Origin of the sequence: Bacillus sp. 165 (assembly GCF_017742235.1) — a bacterium.
In the GTDB taxonomy this organism is placed as follows: domain Bacteria; phylum Bacillota; class Bacilli; order Bacillales; family Bacillaceae_G; genus JAGHKQ01.
Window position 1 is genome coordinate 34,607 of record NZ_JAGHKQ010000002.1, and the last position, 16,592, is coordinate 51,198.

At 38.0% G+C, this 16,592-nt stretch carries 14 protein-coding genes and 1 riboswitch; all 14 genes read left to right on the forward strand.

Features of this window, described 5'->3' with window-relative positions; translation table 11 throughout:
• Window positions 1-9 precede the first annotated feature (9 nt).
• The gene (locus J7Q84_RS04085) at window positions 10-744 is read left to right on the forward strand and encodes a hypothetical protein (RefSeq protein WP_209093170.1); all 735 of its coding nucleotides are present in this window, start codon (window positions 10-12) and stop codon (window positions 742-744) included.
• 400 nt (window positions 745-1,144) lie between these two features.
• Window positions 1,145-2,815, forward strand: a complete 1,671-nt coding sequence (locus J7Q84_RS04090) for a ribonuclease J (RefSeq protein ID WP_209093171.1) — start codon at window positions 1,145-1,147, stop codon at window positions 2,813-2,815.
• Window positions 2,816-3,041: 226 nt separating this feature from the next.
• Entirely contained in the window at window positions 3,042-3,788 is a 747-nt protein-coding gene (locus J7Q84_RS04095) for a ClpP family protease (RefSeq protein ID WP_209093172.1), read from the forward strand.
• Window positions 3,785-3,994, forward strand: a complete 210-nt coding sequence (locus J7Q84_RS04100) for a YlzJ-like family protein (RefSeq protein WP_209093173.1) — start codon at window positions 3,785-3,787, stop codon at window positions 3,992-3,994. The genes J7Q84_RS04095 and J7Q84_RS04100 overlap by 4 nt, the downstream gene beginning before the upstream one ends.
• Window positions 3,995-4,098: 104 nt before the next feature.
• Entirely contained in the window at window positions 4,099-6,471 is a 2,373-nt protein-coding gene (locus J7Q84_RS04105; RefSeq protein WP_209093174.1) for a DNA translocase FtsK, read from the forward strand.
• 185 nt (window positions 6,472-6,656) lie between these two features.
• A riboswitch (purine riboswitch) is annotated at window positions 6,657-6,758 on the forward strand.
• 245 nt (window positions 6,759-7,003) lie between these two features.
• Complete coding sequence (locus tag J7Q84_RS04110; protein ID WP_209093175.1) at window positions 7,004-7,726, forward strand: GntR family transcriptional regulator; 723 nt, start codon at window positions 7,004-7,006, stop codon at window positions 7,724-7,726.
• 98 nt (window positions 7,727-7,824) lie between these two features.
• The gene (locus J7Q84_RS04115; RefSeq protein ID WP_209093176.1) at window positions 7,825-8,892 is read left to right on the forward strand and encodes a BMP family lipoprotein; all 1,068 of its coding nucleotides are present in this window, start codon (window positions 7,825-7,827) and stop codon (window positions 8,890-8,892) included.
• Window positions 8,893-8,997: 105 nt separating this feature from the next.
• Window positions 8,998-10,530 carry an ABC transporter ATP-binding protein gene (locus J7Q84_RS04120; RefSeq protein WP_209093177.1) on the forward strand — a complete coding sequence of 511 codons (1,533 nt, stop codon included), beginning with the start codon at window positions 8,998-9,000 and terminating at the stop codon, window positions 10,528-10,530.
• Window positions 10,523-11,581: an ABC transporter permease gene (locus tag J7Q84_RS04125; protein WP_209093178.1), complete on the forward strand. Its 1,059-nt coding sequence runs from the start codon at window positions 10,523-10,525 to the stop codon at window positions 11,579-11,581. Before J7Q84_RS04120 ends, J7Q84_RS04125 begins: the two co-directional genes overlap by 8 nt.
• Entirely contained in the window at window positions 11,582-12,541 is a 960-nt protein-coding gene (locus J7Q84_RS04130; RefSeq protein WP_209093179.1) for an ABC transporter permease, read from the forward strand.
• Between the two features lie 214 nt (window positions 12,542-12,755).
• Complete coding sequence (gene yfmF / locus J7Q84_RS04135; RefSeq protein WP_209093180.1) at window positions 12,756-14,027, forward strand: EF-P 5-aminopentanol modification-associated protein YfmF; 1,272 nt, start codon at window positions 12,756-12,758, stop codon at window positions 14,025-14,027.
• A gap of 2 nt (window positions 14,028-14,029) precedes the next feature.
• On the forward strand, window positions 14,030-15,316 hold the full coding sequence (yfmH, locus tag J7Q84_RS04140; RefSeq protein WP_209093181.1) for an EF-P 5-aminopentanol modification-associated protein YfmH: 1,287 nt from the start codon (window positions 14,030-14,032) through the stop codon (window positions 15,314-15,316).
• Window positions 15,317-15,373: 57 nt separating this feature from the next.
• Window positions 15,374-16,099, forward strand: coding sequence for an elongation factor P 5-aminopentanone reductase (gene ymfI / locus J7Q84_RS04145; RefSeq protein ID WP_209093182.1), 726 nt, complete (start codon window positions 15,374-15,376; stop codon window positions 16,097-16,099).
• Between the two features lie 74 nt (window positions 16,100-16,173).
• The gene (locus J7Q84_RS04150) at window positions 16,174-16,419 is read left to right on the forward strand and encodes a DUF3243 domain-containing protein (RefSeq protein ID WP_209093183.1); all 246 of its coding nucleotides are present in this window, start codon (window positions 16,174-16,176) and stop codon (window positions 16,417-16,419) included.
• The last annotated feature ends 173 nt before the right edge of the window (window positions 16,420-16,592 follow it).

The window sequence follows — 16,592 nt, forward strand, 5'->3', positions numbered from 1 at the left end:
GAAATTGATATGAAAAAAAGATTAGTATTCTTTTTAATAGGAACGATTTTATTTTTAACTTCTCTGCCATTAAGCACAGAAATGATAATGGAACTCATTCATAATCAAAAAATGAATAAAGAGTATAAGATTACAAATGTAAGCAAAGGTGAACCCCCTACTAAATCTACATTTAATTTTAAAGACCATATTGTAGAGATTAAAGAAACAATAATAGATGAGGAAAGTTATATAGACCCATGGAGTAATAAAATTGGCATCGCAGATTTATCATTAAAATTAGATGGGAAGGAAATAGATACATTAAAAGGTTATCCGATAAGGATAGATGAAAAAGGTTTGAATAGATACTATGGAGAAATTGCATATTTAATCTTAGAAGATAAAAAAAATGATAAAACCCAATTCATTCTACTTTTGAAAAAAACAAGAGAATTAGAAAAAGAGATGCCAAACGGAGATATAGTCGGTGGGGTACCTTCAGAGAAATTGAAGTACACGCTATACACATTAGATGAAGATGGTAATTTCAAAAATAAATCTTTTAATTTTACCGAACGAGACGCTTTACAAACAGAACTACTGAATGCTGGTGTAGTTGTTCCTTATTCGATTGGATATTACACTGACGCTTGGGAAGGTTATCCTACAATATTCTTCCCCTTAATATTCCCATTTTTAACCTTGTTACTAGGATTAGTATTAATACTTGTCTTTTTTCCGATTAGAAAAGTAAAAAAATAAGAAATTACGAATTGGTGTAAAGTTCCTGGTTTAGTGGGTGTTTTAGGTAAATTAGGTTAAAAATTATAACATCAAAAAACGCTCAGAATAAATCTGAGCGTTTTTACTTGCCACTTATATTACTAATTTACTGTTGAAATATACGCTAATTGACTTGTTATTTACTTAGTTATTAGCAATTTTCTCCCCATCAACCGAACCCGTTAGGTTCCCCCTCATCTCTTTTATTTTTTTCGGTTAATCTAAGGTCAAAAAAGTACTAGAACTGAAGTAATCGTGTTTTATATGTATATGGAAATGCCTGCTAGATTAAACTTGTATTCTAATTCTGCCATCAGTTATAATAAATCTAAATGACTTGGTACGGGTTATTGTTAGGATATTTTCGGGAGGAACGAAAGTGATTATAAAAGAGACAGAAATTGTAAAAGTGTTTGCTCTTGGAGGAGTAGGGGAAATCGGTAAAAATATGTACGTGGTAGAAATAGATTCTGATATATTTGTTGTAGACGCGGGACTGATGTTTCCAGAAGAAGGAATGTTTGGCATCGACATAGTCATACCTGATACTACCTATTTGGAAGAAAACAAGGCACGTGTAAAAGGGATCTTCATTACTCACGGTCATGAAGATCATATTGGCGGTATTTCGTATATACTCAGAAAATTAAATGTTCCTGTTTATGGAACAAGATTAACATTAGGATTGATAGAAGATAAGCTCAGTCAAGCAGGTTTATTAGGTCGAGTTACTTTGAAGTTGGTAGATGCAAATTCAGTTGTTCAGTTCGAAAAAACAGCTGTGACCTTCTTTAAAACAACCCACAGCATACCTGATTCTGTCGGTGTTTGTTTTCATACTTCCCAAGGGGCTGTTGTGTATACAGGAGATTTTAAATTTGACCAAACTCCGGTTGATAAATATGGGGCAGATATAGGTAAAATTGCTAAAATTGGAAATGAAGGCGTGCTTTGTTTGTTGTCTGACAGCACAAACGCAGAACGTCCAGGATACACAGGTTCTGAAAAAACGGTGGGAGCAGAAATTTCAAAAGAATTCTATAAGGCAGAAGGAAGAATTATCATCGCTTCCTTTGCTTCCAACGTTCATCGTGTTCAACAAGTTATTGATGCGGCTTATGAGCATGGAAGAAAGCTAGCTGTTGTGGGCAGAAGTATGGTGAAAGTAGTAGACATAGCCAAGACTCTAGGATATTTACATATACCCGACGGATTGATGATTTCTGTACAAGATATCGAGAACTATCCAGAGAAGAACGTAGTGATTTTAACAACAGGAAGCCAGGGAGAACCGATGGCGGCGCTATCGCGGATGGCAAAACATGCTCATAAACAGGTGACCATTCAAAAAGGAGATACAGTTATCATTGCGGCAAGTCCAATTCCGGGAAATGAGACATCCGTATCCAAAATTATCGATCTTTTATTTAGAGCAGGTGCGAACGTAGTGTACTATGGAGAGAAGAAAATACATGTTTCTGGTCATGGCAGTCAAGAAGAATTAAAATTGATGCTGAACTTGATGAAACCTAAATTTTTTATCCCTGTTCATGGTGAGTTTCGTATGCAAAAGGCGCATGCCCGCCTAGCTGAGGCTGTTGGAATAGAAAATGATAATATTTTTCTTGTAGAAAAGGGAGAGGTCATTGAATTTCAAGAAGGACAAGCGAAAATGGCAAAAAAAGTACAAGCTGGCAACGTATTAATTGATGGACTAGGAATTGGAGATGTAGGTAATATTGTTCTTCGTGATAGAAAACTGTTATCACAAGACGGGATTTTGGTTGTCGTTGTGACTCTTAGTAAAGAGTCTAAAGCAATTGTATCGGGACCAGAGATTATATCTAGAGGTTTTGTATATGTCCGAGAGTCTGAACAGTTAATAGAAGATTCAGCTAAGATTGTCAAAGAAATTGTCAATCACTCTATTAAGGAATACTCGATTGAATGGTCAACCTTAAAACAGCACATTCGCGAGCTTCTTGGCCAATATTTATTTGAAAAAACGAAACGCAGACCAATGATTTTACCGATTATTATGGAAATATAAGACGAAGCATCTTGTTGGACGTATACTTTCCCTTCGGCAATGTGAAGGAATAATGTATAATTGCTCTAGCTTCTATCAGAGGAGAAGGAAGAAAACACCTAACGATAGAAGGTGCTTTCAAAGTAGAAAAAAGCGCTCTTTATATAGGGCGCTTTTTTCTACTTTGAAAGCATGAAAAATATAAGGTGACGAATACTAGTAGTATATTGGCGAAAGGAGTTTTTAAATGAACCAATACATAACATCGAATGAAGAGACAGAACCAGAAAAGAAACCGGAATCAAAAGAGGCAGGATTACTAGAGAAAATTCAGCAGTTGGGACAAACAAACGTTCCGCAAATGAGCGAGTCAAAAATTCACTGTTTAACAATAATAGGACAAATCGAAGGACATGTACAATTACCCCCCCAAAATAAGACAACCAAATATGAACATATGCTTCCTCAATTGGTAGCAATAGAGCAAAATCCAAAAATTGAGGGGTTGTTACTCATATTAAATACAGTAGGAGGGGATGTTGAAGCAGGATTAGCCATTTCTGAGATGATTGCTTCTCTATCAAAACCAACAGTGTCGATTGTATTGGGTGGGGGACACTCTATTGGTGTTCCTATTGCAGTTGCGACGGACTATTCGTTTATTGCGGAAACAGCTACTATGACTATCCATCCTATTCGATTGACTGGGCTTGTCATCGGTGTGCCGCAAACATTTGAGTATTTAGATAAGATGCAGGAACGCGTAGTTCGTTTTGTAACTAAGCATTCTACAGTAGCAGAAGAGCAGTTTAAAGAGCTAATGTTTGCAAAAGGAAATCTAACACGAGATATCGGAACCAATGTTGTGGGAGAGGATGCTGTCAAATACGGGTTAATTAATGAAGTGGGCGGCATCGGACAAGCGATAAAAAAATTGAATGAATTGATTGCTACGCAAGGTCAGACAAGTGAGGAAGGCGGAATATTGCAATGATTTTATATACCATCATGCCTGAACATTTAATATTTCCTACAGATGAGACGCAGTTTGACAAGAGAAGAATGGTCACCTATAATGGCGTTTCCATGATGGTGGAGCAGGGAGAATATAATCAATATGTTGTTGTACAAGTAATCAGCAGCGATCCGCAGCATTTTTTAGAGTATGAACCTGGACAAAAAGTCTGGTTAAATTATTGAAAGCAAGTAGTAAATATGTGTTATCTTGTGCTATAATAGGAAAAAAACGTAAGCAGCCATATTGGGCTGCTTTCTTCCGTTTACATGGTATTCGAGGTGAAAACATGTCAAAACAAAAAAAGAGAAAATCGAAAACGAAGCAACGTGAAGTAGTAAAAACAAGCATGTATTATGAGATATCCGGCTTGCTGATCTTTGCTCTTTCCTTGATTACTATTTTAAAGCTCGGTATTGTAGGAAAATCACTGGTCTTATTTTTACGCTTTTTCTTCGGTCAATGGTATATGCTTAGTTTGCTGGCTTTAATAATGTTATCCCTGTATTTTGTTATAAAGCGAGAGTGGCCGAATCTTTTACATAAACGATTAATTGGCATGTACTTAATAGTTTTGGCTATCTTAATGTTTAGTCATATTACAATGTTCCATCTATTAACCAAAAACGAAACGTTTGAAAATCCTTCAGTGATATTAAATACGAAGAACCTGTTTGTTATTGAAGCTGGCGGGAAAATTGGATCTGTGAATTTGGGGGGCGGGATGATTGGGGCTGTCATGTTTGCTTCCTGCTACTTTTTATTTGATGAGATGGGGGCTTACTTGATTGGTGTGTTACTTATTGTTCTTGGTGTGCTAATCATCACAGGTAAGCAGCTTGGGGAGGTCCTTTATAAAGTTGGCTGGCCAGTTTTTCGATTGCTGAAGGGACAGTGGACTGCATTTCAAAACGATTGGAAGGGCTGGAAAGAAAGCCGAAGCAGCAATCATAAGGAAAAAAGCGTGAAAACAAAAGTTGTAAAGAATGAGGAAGAAGGTCGAGAGGAACGGGAAGGAAATTCGGAAGAGGTAGATGTTACACCGCCGATTATTTCTAACTTTGCAGAGCGCTACGTACAACAAGATCCAGAACGGTATGTGCAAGAAGAGTTAGCGCTAGAAGGAGTAGAGCCGATTAACGAGCAAGAAAAAGGACCGGTAAAGCCAAAGCTGCCGCCGAAGATAAAAGAGACTCTAGAGCTTAGTCCGCCAATGCAATTTGAAAATGTGGTAAACAAAGATTATGCTTTACCGCCGCTTGAACTGCTCCGTCTCCCAAAAAATAACCCAGTAACAGATGAAAATGAAAAAATTTACGATAATGCCAGAAAGCTAGAGCGTACATTTCATAGCTTTGGAGTAAAGGCGAAGGTCACCAAGGTGCATAAAGGACCAGCAGTCACAAAATATGAAGTGTATCCTGACGTAGGAGTAAAGGTAAGCAAAATCGTCAACTTAACGGATGATTTAGCTCTTGCCTTAGCCGCAAAAGATATTCGGATTGAAGCCCCTATTCCAGGAAAATCAGCTATAGGTATCGAAGTGCCGAACACGGAAGTGGCAATGGTTACGCTGCGGGAGGTGCTTGAATCAAAAGAAAATAATCGTCCAGATGAAAAATTAATGGTGTGTCTTGGCCGGGATATTACAGGAGAAGCTATCTTTGCTGCATTAAATAAAATGCCGCACTTGTTGGTAGCAGGGGCAACAGGAAGCGGAAAGAGCGTATGTATAAATGGGATTATTACAAGTATATTAATGCGTGCCAAGCCGCATGAAGTAAAGATGATGATGATTGATCCGAAAATGGTAGAGTTGAATATATACAACGGCGTGCCTCATTTGCTTGCGCCTGTTGTAACAGAACCGAAGCGGGCATCTCAAGCATTAAAAAAAGTAGTCAGTGAAATGGAACGGCGCTATGAATTATTTTCGCACAGTGGTACAAGAAATATTGAAGGATATAACGATTACGTTCAACACTATAATCAAACAGCACAAGCGCAGCAGCCTACTTTGCCGTATATAGTAGTAATTGTAGACGAGCTGGCAGATCTTATGATGGTAGCTTCTTCTGATGTGGAAGATTCTATAACGCGCTTGGCTCAAATGGCGCGAGCAGCTGGAATCCACTTAATCATTGCCACGCAGCGTCCGTCTGTAGATGTTATTACAGGAGTTATTAAGGCTAATATTCCATCTCGCATTGCGTTTGCAGTTTCTTCTCAAACGGATTCTCGTACAATTTTAGATATGGGAGGAGCAGAAAAATTGTTAGGGCGAGGAGATATGCTATATATGCCTGTAGGAGCTTCTAAACCGACAAGGGTCCAAGGTGCTTTTCTGTCAGATGAAGAGGTTGAGAAGGTAGTGGATTTTGTAATTTCGCAACAAAAAGCACAGTATCAAGAAGAAATGATTCCGCAAGAGAACGCCGATGCAAATCATTCAGTAGAGGACAATTTATATGAAGAAGCAGTTGAACTTGTTGTGGAAATGCAAACAGCTTCTGTTTCTATGCTGCAGCGTAGATTTCGTATAGGATATACGCGAGCGGCCAGGTTAATTGACGCTATGGAAGCAAACGGAGTTGTTGGTCCGTATGAAGGAAGCAAGCCGCGAGAAGTACTAGTCAGCGGTGCAGAAGAAAGAAGCTCATAATTAAATGAAAATCGATTGTTTTTAGTTGGATAGTGTATAGGGTATTTTAATAAAATTTCTCTGAAACTCCTTACGTTTTCGAGAGCATAGCATTAGCCTACAATAAGCACGAGAGATTTTCTCATGCTTATTGAATTTTTTGTCGAATTATGTTGACCGTACCTATTAAGCATGGTACTATAAACACGGAATTACGAAATAAACCTCATATAAATTTGGAAATACGGTCCAAAAGTTTCTACCTAGCAACCATAAATTGCTGGACTATGAGGGAAAGTGAAATACATAGGAACTGTTATAAATCCTTGTGCTTACAGCTTTCCCCGGTGATTGTGGGATGGTGGGCACAAGGTTTTTTTGGAAATTGTATAGTTTTAGAAGCAACATAAAGTTATTATAAAAAATTGACATTTATTCGACAAATCACATTTTTTATGTTTTGATTTTTGTGAGATTCATGATATATTATCTTTGGTAATAGGAAAAGGTCTTACATCTGAAGTCGAATAAGCGATAAGACTGGGGGATTAGCATGACAATAAGGTCAGACAGCAGACATTTGTATCTTCGGGTTATTGACCGGTTAAAAGAAGATATAAAAAATGGCGTTTATAAGGAAAAACAAAAGCTTCCGTCTGAATTTGATCTCGCGAAAGAATTAGGGGTTAGTCGAGCAACTCTCCGTGAAGCACTTCGCATACTGGAAGAAGAAAACGTTGTCATTAGACGTCACGGAGTCGGAACATTTGTGAATGCAAAACCATTGTTTTCATCCGGAATTGAACAGCTATGCTCCATAACGGAAATGATTAGTGGAGTAGGAAAAGAACCTGGAACAATTTTCTTTAATTCATCCTTGATGAGCTTGACAGAAGAAGAAAAAGATAAGTTCAACAGTAATGATTTAGAGGTTATGGCCATTGAAAGGGTTCGAACTGCTGATGGAGAACCTGTTGTGTACTGCGTGGATAAAGTGCCGCGAGATGTTTTGTCTGATTTGTCTGAATATAAAGAAGAGTCCCTTTTAAATATTATAAATAAAAAAACGAATAAAAGGGTAACTTATGCAGTAGCGTACATCGAGCCGCTTGGATATCATCCGAAAGTATCTCCAATATTGGAGTGTGACCCTGAAACAGCATTATTGGTTTTAAAACAAATGCACTATGATCAAAATGACGAACCGATTTTGTACTCTATTAACTATTTCCGAGCTGACAAATTTAGCTTCCACGTTCTTCGCAAGAGAGCGTAAATTATATACTAATGTTTGTAGAGATGAGATAGGGTGAGGAAGCAATACCGTTATCTCATTCTCAAGTACTTTCAAATACTCAGGAGGGTTTAATGTTTATGAAGAAAAAAGCTGGATTATTATTATCTTTAACACTGGCTGCCAGTACAATTTTAGGGGCTTGTGGAAACGCTAACAAAGAAGAAAATAAAACAGAAGGCGGCAAAGCTTCAAATTTCAAGGTAGGTATGGTAACTGATACTGGCGGTGTTGATGACAAATCATTTAACCAATCTGCTTGGGAAGGATTAACGAAGTTTGGTAAAGATAATGACTTGAAAGAAAATGAAGGCTTTCGCTACCTGCAATCTGAAAAAGAAGCAGATTACCTTCCAAACTTAACAAAATTTGCTGAATCTAACTACGATTTAACATTCGGTATCGGGTTTTTAATGGCAGATGCTGTTGGTAAAGTAGCAGATCAGTTTCCTAAAAATCAATTTGCAATCGTAGATATGGTTGTTGATAAGCCAAATGTAACAAGCATTACATTTAAAGAAAACGAAGGTTCTTTCTTAGTGGGTGTAGTGGCTGCATTGACAACAAAAACAAATAAAGTGGGCTTTATCGGCGGTGTGGAAAGCGATTTAATCAAAAAGTTTGAATACGGCTTTATTGCAGGTGTTAAAACTGTAAATCCTAATATCGAAGTAGTATCACAGTATGCTGGTGATTTCAACGCTGCGTCTAAAGGTACTCAGTTAGCATCTACAATGTATGGACAAAAGGTTGACGTGATTTACCATGCGGCAGGCGGAACAGGAAATGGTGTATTTACAGAAGCAAAAAACCGTAAGAAAAAAGGTGAAAATGTTTGGGTAATCGGAGTAGACCGTGACCAACATCAAGAAGGTATGCCTGAAAACGTAACATTGACTTCTATGGTTAAACGTGTAGACATTGCAGTTGAAGAAGTTTCAAAAGAAAAGAAAGAAGGAACATTAAAAGGCGGATCTATTAAAGAATTTGGTCTTAAAGAAGATGGCGTAGGTATTGCTCCAACAACTGATAATGTAAACAAAGACGCATTAGCAAAAGTTGATGAATACAAACAGAAGATTTTAAACGGTGAAATTAAAGTTCCTGCTACTGAAGCTGAATATAAAGAATATGAAGCTTCTCTATAAGAAGTAATATAACAGAAGCAAACAAAGGTTAGTTCCTTGAACTAACCTTTGTATGTCTATAAAGCAAAGTATTTAAGTCTCATCCTGTTTTTAGGAGGTAACCATATGGAATATGTAATCGAAATGAACAATATTACAAAAATATTCCCTGGTATTGTAGCGAATGACAATATTACGCTCCAAGTAAAAAAAGGCGAAATCCATGCTCTATTAGGAGAGAATGGAGCTGGTAAATCGACGTTGATGAACGTATTATTTGGATTGTATCAGCCGGAGCAAGGGGAAATTAAAATTAAAGGTAAGACTGTAAAAATTACGAATCCCAATATTGCAAATGATCTTGGAATTGGAATGGTGCATCAGCATTTTATGCTTGTTCACAATTTTACAGTAACAGAAAACATTATTTTGGGAAGTGAGCCAACTAAAGGCGGAAAAGTTAACATTGAAGATGCAGCTGCAGAAATTAAAAAGCTTTCTGAACAATATGGATTGGCAGTAGATCCGTATGCCAAGATTGAAGATATTTCTGTCGGTATGCAGCAACGTGTAGAAATTTTGAAAACTTTATATCGCGGAGCGGAAATTTTAATTTTCGATGAACCAACAGCCGTGTTAACTCCGCAAGAAATTCAAGAATTAATCGCGATTATGAAGCGTTTAGTAAAAGAAGGAAAATCGATAGTTCTTATCACTCATAAACTGAAGGAAATTATGGAAGTGTGCGATCGCTGTACCATTATACGTAAAGGGAAAGGGATCGGTACAGTTGAGATTGAAGAGACAAATGAAAATCAACTAGCCGCCCTTATGGTTGGCAGGGAAGTGAACTTCAAAACCCATAAGTCAGACGCCCAACCACAACATACAGTCTTGCAAATTGAAAACTTGCTAGTTCATGATTCTCGCAATCTTCCTGCAGTAAAAGGACTTGACTTAACCGTTCGTGCCGGGGAAGTTTTAGGTATCGCTGGAGTTGACGGAAATGGACAAAGTGAATTAATCGAAGCCATTACAGGATTACGAAAAGTTGAGTCAGGTTCTATTACATTGAACGGGAAAGACATCATTGGAATGCGCACTCGTCAAATTACAGAATCCGGGGTGGGACATATTCCGGAAGACCGTCATAAACATGGATTGGTTCTTGATTACTCAATTGGTGACAATATGGTACTTCAAACATATTATCAGCAGCCGTTTTCAAAAGCAGGAATTTTAAACTTTGGTGAAATTTATAAAAAAGCAAAGGCGTTAATTCAAGAGTTTGATGTTCGTACACCAAGTGAACATACACCTGCCCGTGCATTATCAGGAGGTAATCAGCAAAAAGCTATTATCGCGCGCGAAGTAGACAGAAGTCCTGATCTGCTTATCGCTGCTCAGCCAACGCGCGGACTGGATGTTGGAGCTATCGAATTTATCCACAGCAAGCTCATTGAAGAACGGGATAAAGGAAAAGCAGTACTGCTTATCTCTCTGGAACTAGAAGAAATTTTAAATGTAAGCGATAGAATTGCCGTGATTTATGAGGGAGAAATCGTGGGTATCGTTAATGCAAAAGAAACAAATGAACAAGAACTTGGCCTGTTAATGGCTGGAGGTAAGGAAAGAGAGAAGGTGAGCAATCATGAGTAAAGGAATTTTTACTCCCCGTACGATTAACATACTTGTGCCTATATTATCTGCAATTTTCGGGCTGCTTGTTGGTGCTATTGTTATGTTCTCGACGGGATATGACCCTGCTTTAGGTTATAAAGCTCTATACGAGGGTATGTTTGGTACTCCTCGTGCAATTGGAGAAACTCTTCGTGCAATGATTCCTCTTGTACTTGCCGGGTTATCGGTAGCATTTGCTTTTCGTACAGGCTTATTCAACATTGGTGTAGAGGGTCAATTACTTGTAGGTTGGCTTGCATCTGTATGGGTAGGGTATGCATTTGATTTACCGGCAGTGATTCATGTACCGTTGTCCATTATTGCTGCAGGGCTAGCAGGGGCGTTTTGGGGATTTATTCCTGGATATTTAAAGGGGCGTTTTAAGGTTAATGAAGTTATCGTTACGATCATGCTGAACTACACTGCCCTATACGTAACCAATTCCCTTATTAAAACGTTTATTTATGCGGGTAACGAAAAATCGCATGATATTAAATCGTCTGCTTCTTTGGCATCTGAATGGCTTGCAAATTTATCAGGCGGATCACGTCTGCATTGGGGAATTCTTGTAGCATTCATAGCTTCATTTGTGATGTGGTTCCTGTTAAACCGGACGACACTTGGGTATGAATTAAAAGCGGTTGGTTATAATCAGCATGCTTCACACTACGCAGGGATGAAAGTTTCACGAAATGTTATCTTGTCCATGTCTATTGCTGGTGCGTTTTCAGGGGTTGGCGGTGCGATGGAGGGTCTGGGAACATTTCAAAATATGACAGCTTTATCTTCTTTTACTGGGATTGGGTTTGATGGAATTGCTGTAGCGTTATTAGGGGTAAACAATGCATTTGGTATCATTTTATCAGCTTTATTATTTGGTGGATTAAAGAGTGCCGCTCCGCAAATGAACTTTGAAGCGAACGTGCCATCTGAGTTGATTAACGTCATTATTGCATGTATTATTTTCTTCGTCGCATGCAGCTATATACTTCGCTGGGCATTGTCTCGCTTTAATAAGGAGGGGAAATAAATGAGCTTCCTAGATGTATTGGCGATTATCGTATCTGGTACTTTGTATACGGCTGCGCCGTTAATTTTTACAGCGCTCGGCGGAGTATTTAGTGAACGTTCGGGTGTAGTTAACATCGCGTTAGAAGGCTTAATGTTGTTCGGGGCATTTATTGGAATTGTTACAACTTTATTGATGGGAGATACGTGGGGAAGTGCAACACCGTGGATAGCTATTCTCTTTGCTGCAATTGGAAGCGGGTTATTCGCATTGCTGCATGCTCTCGCATCCATTACATTCAAAGCTGACCAAGTAGTCAGCGGGGTTGCTATTAACTTCCTAGCTCTTGGGGTAACAGTGTTTGCAATTAAAAAGATCTTTGGAACAGGACAAACTGATTTTGTTAAGTATCGAATTGATAAAATTGATATCCCAGGACTGTCGGATATTCCAGTCATTGGGAAGGTGTTTTTCTCATCTGTACCATTAACGTCTTATATCGCCATTATTTTAGCCTTTGTAGTATGGTATATCATTTATAAAACACCATTTGGTCTTCGCTTGCGTGCAGTCGGTGAGCATCCGATGGCGGCTGATACAATGGGGATTAATGTATATAAAATGCGTTACATGGCCGTAGTTATATCCGGTATATTTGCAGGAATCGGGGGAGCAGTGCTTGCTTTGTCAATTTCTGGAAACTTTTCTGGCGGAACAATAAGCGGTCAAGGATTCTTGGCTCTAGCAGCTATGATTTTCGGTAAATGGCATCCAATTGGATCTATGGGTGCAGCGTTATTCTTTGGTTTTGCTCAATCGCTAGGAATTACGGGAGGAAGTCTTCCATATTTGAAAGAAATTCCTCCTGTGCTCTTAATAATCTTACCATATGTGTTTACCATTTTAGCCTTGGTAGGATTTGTAGGACGTTCTGAAGCGCCGAAAGCACTCGGAACTCCATATGAAAAAGGAAAACGATAAAGAAAAATCCGTACAATTTTGTACGGATTTTTCTTTATAAGTAAGAGCTGCAGGAGGTGTAAGGTTACATCGTCTTCATTTTATCTGTGTAAGCAAATAATACTGAACCCCATAACATACAATAAGGTTATAAGTGGAGAAAGAATGAAACAGTTGAAAAGATATTCTAAAACCATGTATATTGGAAAAAAGATACAAAAGGAGGAAGAGGGATATGGAAGGAATTCAACACGTTGTGCGTCAGTTTGATGGATTGAAGCTTCATATTATTCCAACAGCTAAGTATAAAACGAATACGCTCATGTTACGTTTAAAGGCGCCATTAACAGAAGACACAGTTACATATCGAGCACTATTACCATATGTACTTCAAAGCGGTACAAGCAAATTACCGTCTGCAAAGGCTATTCGACAGCATTTAGAGGGACTATACGGGGCTTCATTAGCAGTTGATGTAAACAAAAAAGGAGAGTCTCATATTATTTCTATTTATATGGATGTTGCAAATGAGATTTATTTGCAAGATAGTTCTCCTTTACTTGAACAAACTATTGCTACTCTTGCAGATGTTCTATTACATCCTGTATTAGAAGGAGAAGCGTTCCAAGCAGCAATTGTTGAAAGTGAAAAAAGAGCATTGCAACAGCGGATCGAATCTACCTTTGATGATAAGATGCGCTATGCTAATCAACGGATGTTAGAAGAGATGTGTAAAAATGAGCCGTATCATTTGAATCCAAATGGAAGAAAAGAAGATATTGCTGCTATTACGCCGCAGACGTTGTACAGTTACTATCAGAAAGCAATAGCGGAAGATGAAATTGATTTATATGTTGTAGGGGATATAAAGGAAGATATTGGACCGTTAATACAAAAATATTTCTCATTGGCACCACGGGAAGGTTCGCGTCAGACATCGCAGGAACCTTCTGCTGTAGACGTTAAAGAAGTAATTGAGAAGCAGGATGTAAATCAAGGGAAATTACATATGGGATACCGTGCGCATATAACGTATGGAGACAGCGATTATTATGCTTTACAGGTATTTAATGGGCTGTACGGAGGGTTTTCACATTCTAAGCTTTTCATTAACGTAAGGGAAAAAAATAGTCTCGCCTATTATGCAGGCTCACGGTATGAAAGTCATAAAGGATTGCTTCTTATCATGTCTGGAATTGAAGATAAAAATTATGAAAAAGCCGTTACCATTATTAAAGAGCAAATGACTGCGATGCAAAAAGGAGAATTTACGGAAGAAGAGCTGACCCAGACAAAGGCTGTTATTAAAAATCAAATTTTAGAAGCAATTGATACAGCAAGAGGCCTTGTTGAAATATTGTATCATGACGTAATTGCGCATTTTGAACGTCCAATGACAGAATGGCTCACAGAGATTGATAAAGTTACAAAAGAAGAAGTTGTAGCAGTGGCAAATAAAATGGAAATTGATACGATTTATTTCTTAAGAGGATTGGAGGGAGCGTAAAAATGGAAAAAATTGTGTATGATCAACTGAAGGAAGAGTTGTATTTTGAAAAACAGCCAAATGGGCTGCACGTATATATCCTCCCAAAGAAAGGGTTCAATAAAACATATGCCACTTTTACAACAAAATATGGTTCTATTGATAATAGCTTTATACCCTTAAATCAAAGTGAACAAATTCGTGTGCCAGATGGAATTGCTCATTTTTTGGAGCACAAATTATTTGAAAAAGAAGACAGGGATGTCTTTCAAGATTTCAGTAAACAAGGAGCATCCTCAAATGCCTTTACCTCGTTCACACGTACTGCATACTTGTTTTCGAGTACATCCAATGTAGAAAAAAACTTAGAAACACTCTTGGATTTTGTGCAAAGTCCGTATTTTACAGAGCAAACCGTAGAGAAGGAAAAAGGGATTATCGGACAAGAAATTAAAATGTATCAGGATAATCCTGATTGGCGTCTTTATTTTGGAATGATAGACAGTTTATATCAAAACCATCCTGTTAAAATTGATATTGCCGGCACAATTGAATCCATTAGTACGATAACGAAAGATTTGTTGTATGAATGCTATAACACATTTTATCACCCAAGCAATATGCTGTTATTTGTTGTTGGACCAGTAGATCCTGCTGCTACTATGGCTTTCATCCGTGACAATCAAGCTAAGAAAGAATATACAGACAAACCGGAAATCCAACGCTTTTTTGATAAGGAACCACAAGAAGTGGCAAATAAGAAAAAAGTTATTGCTATGACAGTGCAAACACCAAAGTGCTTAGTCGGTATAAAAGCAAAAAATCCTGTTAAATCAGGACGAGAGCTTCTGAAGTATGAGATTACAGTTTCTTTGCTTATGGATTATTTGTTTGGCCGCAGTTCTAATCACTACGAGGAATTGTACAAAGACGGCTTGATTGATGATACATTTTCATATGATTACACGGAGGAAAACAGCTTTGGTTTTGCTATGGTTGGAGGAGATACGAAGCAGCCTGATGAGCTGGCAGAACGATTAAAGAATATTTTCTTGCGGACAGATTATAACAATTTAGATTCGAATGCGTTGAATCGGGTAAAGAAAAAGAAAATCGGTGGTTTTTTACGTTCGATGAATTCGCCTGAATATATAGCCAATCAATTTACACGATATGCATTTAACGATACAAGCTTATTTGAGGCTTTGCCGATTTTAGAAGAAATTACAATTCAAGATTTGCAAGCAGTAGCGAGAGATTTTGTGGATGAAAATCGTATGAGTATTTGTCAAGTTGTTCCGAAGCAGTAAGAGCATCCTATATTTGGATGCTTGTTTTGATATTAAGAAAAAGTACAGGAGAGAGATATGAAACGATATGCATTAGTAACGGGAGCAAGCGGAGGAATCGGAGCATCGGTTGCTAAAACATTAGCAGCAAAAGGCTATTCTTTGTACTTGCATTATCATACAAATGAAGAAACTGTAAAGGAGCTATATAAAAAATTACAAACAGAGTATACAGAAATATATATGGTGCAAGCAGATTTAAGTGAAGAAAAAGGAGCCGATTTGCTATGGGAGCAAATTCATCATGAACTGGAAGCCATTGTATATACTGCAGGGAAAAGTGTATTTGGACTTGTCACTGATACTTCAGAAGAACAATTAAGAAGTATGATGACACTGCATTTAACCAATTTATATAGAATTGGCAATAAAGCTCTGCCGACGATGATTCGCAACAGAGCCGGCTCTATTGTTGTCATCTCCTCTATTTGGGGGCAAACTGGCGCTTCATGTGAGGTGTTGTATTCCATGGTAAAGGGCGGACAAAATACGTATGTAAAAGCGTTGGCAAAAGAAGTAGCACTGAGCGGAGTACGGGTAAATGCAGTGGCTCCAGGAGCGGTGGAAACAGATATGCTAAGTATATTTTCTGAAGAAGAAAGAAAGGAGATTGCACAGGATATCCCTATGGGGCGATTGGCATATGCCGACGAAATTGCAGACACAGTTTCTTTTTTATTATCTAAACAATCATCGTATATTACAGGCCAGGTACTTGGAGTCAACGGAGGATGGCATTGCTGAAATGACCGTATAAAAACACCTTAATAAGTACATAGTAAAATCGATACAATTTTAATGCAAAGGTGGGATACAGCATGTCAGTTTTAGACAACTTTGAACAATGGAAGCAGTTTTTAGGAGAACGGTTAGAGCAAGCACAATCCAACGGAATGGATAACGGGGTAGTTTCTGAAATGGCATATCGCCTTGGTGATTATTTAGCAAACGAAGTGGAACCTAAAAACGAGCAGGAGAGAATTTTGTCGGAGCTTTGGAAAATAGCTGACCAAGAAGAGCAGCATATTCTTGCAAACCTTATGGTGAAACTGGTTAAAGGATGAGTGTAAAAGAGAGGAGCTTCCTCTCTTTTATTTTCGGTTTCAGAACCTTCACGAAAGGCAGAATATAGAGAATAAGTATTACAAAAATACCACATTTTCACCTTTTGCACAAAGTTGTAAAAAGTAATAGTGTCATTTCACTTTCTTATTGACAAAAAATCATATAATATTAT

What these genes read in the sequence shown, in the direction of transcription:
- J7Q84_RS04120 (WP_209093177.1), top strand. Translation starts at nt 8,998, where the DNA reads ATGGAATATGTAATCGAAATGAACAATATTACAAAAATATTCCCTGGT.
- J7Q84_RS04110 (WP_209093175.1), top strand. Translation starts at nt 7,004, where the DNA reads ATGACAATAAGGTCAGACAGCAGACATTTGTATCTTCGGGTTATTGAC.
- J7Q84_RS04150 (WP_209093183.1), top strand. Translation starts at nt 16,174, where the DNA reads ATGTCAGTTTTAGACAACTTTGAACAATGGAAGCAGTTTTTAGGAGAA.
- yfmH (WP_209093181.1), top strand. Translation starts at nt 14,030, where the DNA reads ATGGAAAAAATTGTGTATGATCAACTGAAGGAAGAGTTGTATTTTGAA.
- J7Q84_RS04105 (WP_209093174.1), top strand. Translation starts at nt 4,099, where the DNA reads ATGTCAAAACAAAAAAAGAGAAAATCGAAAACGAAGCAACGTGAAGTA.
- J7Q84_RS04130 (WP_209093179.1), top strand. Translation starts at nt 11,582, where the DNA reads ATGAGCTTCCTAGATGTATTGGCGATTATCGTATCTGGTACTTTGTAT.
- J7Q84_RS04085 (WP_209093170.1), top strand. Translation starts at nt 10, where the DNA reads ATGAAAAAAAGATTAGTATTCTTTTTAATAGGAACGATTTTATTTTTA.
- ymfI (WP_209093182.1), top strand. Translation starts at nt 15,374, where the DNA reads ATGAAACGATATGCATTAGTAACGGGAGCAAGCGGAGGAATCGGAGCA.
- J7Q84_RS04125 (WP_209093178.1), top strand. Translation starts at nt 10,523, where the DNA reads ATGAGTAAAGGAATTTTTACTCCCCGTACGATTAACATACTTGTGCCT.
- J7Q84_RS04095 (WP_209093172.1), top strand. Translation starts at nt 3,042, where the DNA reads ATGAACCAATACATAACATCGAATGAAGAGACAGAACCAGAAAAGAAA.
- yfmF (WP_209093180.1), top strand. Translation starts at nt 12,756, where the DNA reads ATGGAAGGAATTCAACACGTTGTGCGTCAGTTTGATGGATTGAAGCTT.
- J7Q84_RS04115 (WP_209093176.1), top strand. Translation starts at nt 7,825, where the DNA reads ATGAAGAAAAAAGCTGGATTATTATTATCTTTAACACTGGCTGCCAGT.
- J7Q84_RS04100 (WP_209093173.1), top strand. Translation starts at nt 3,785, where the DNA reads ATGATTTTATATACCATCATGCCTGAACATTTAATATTTCCTACAGAT.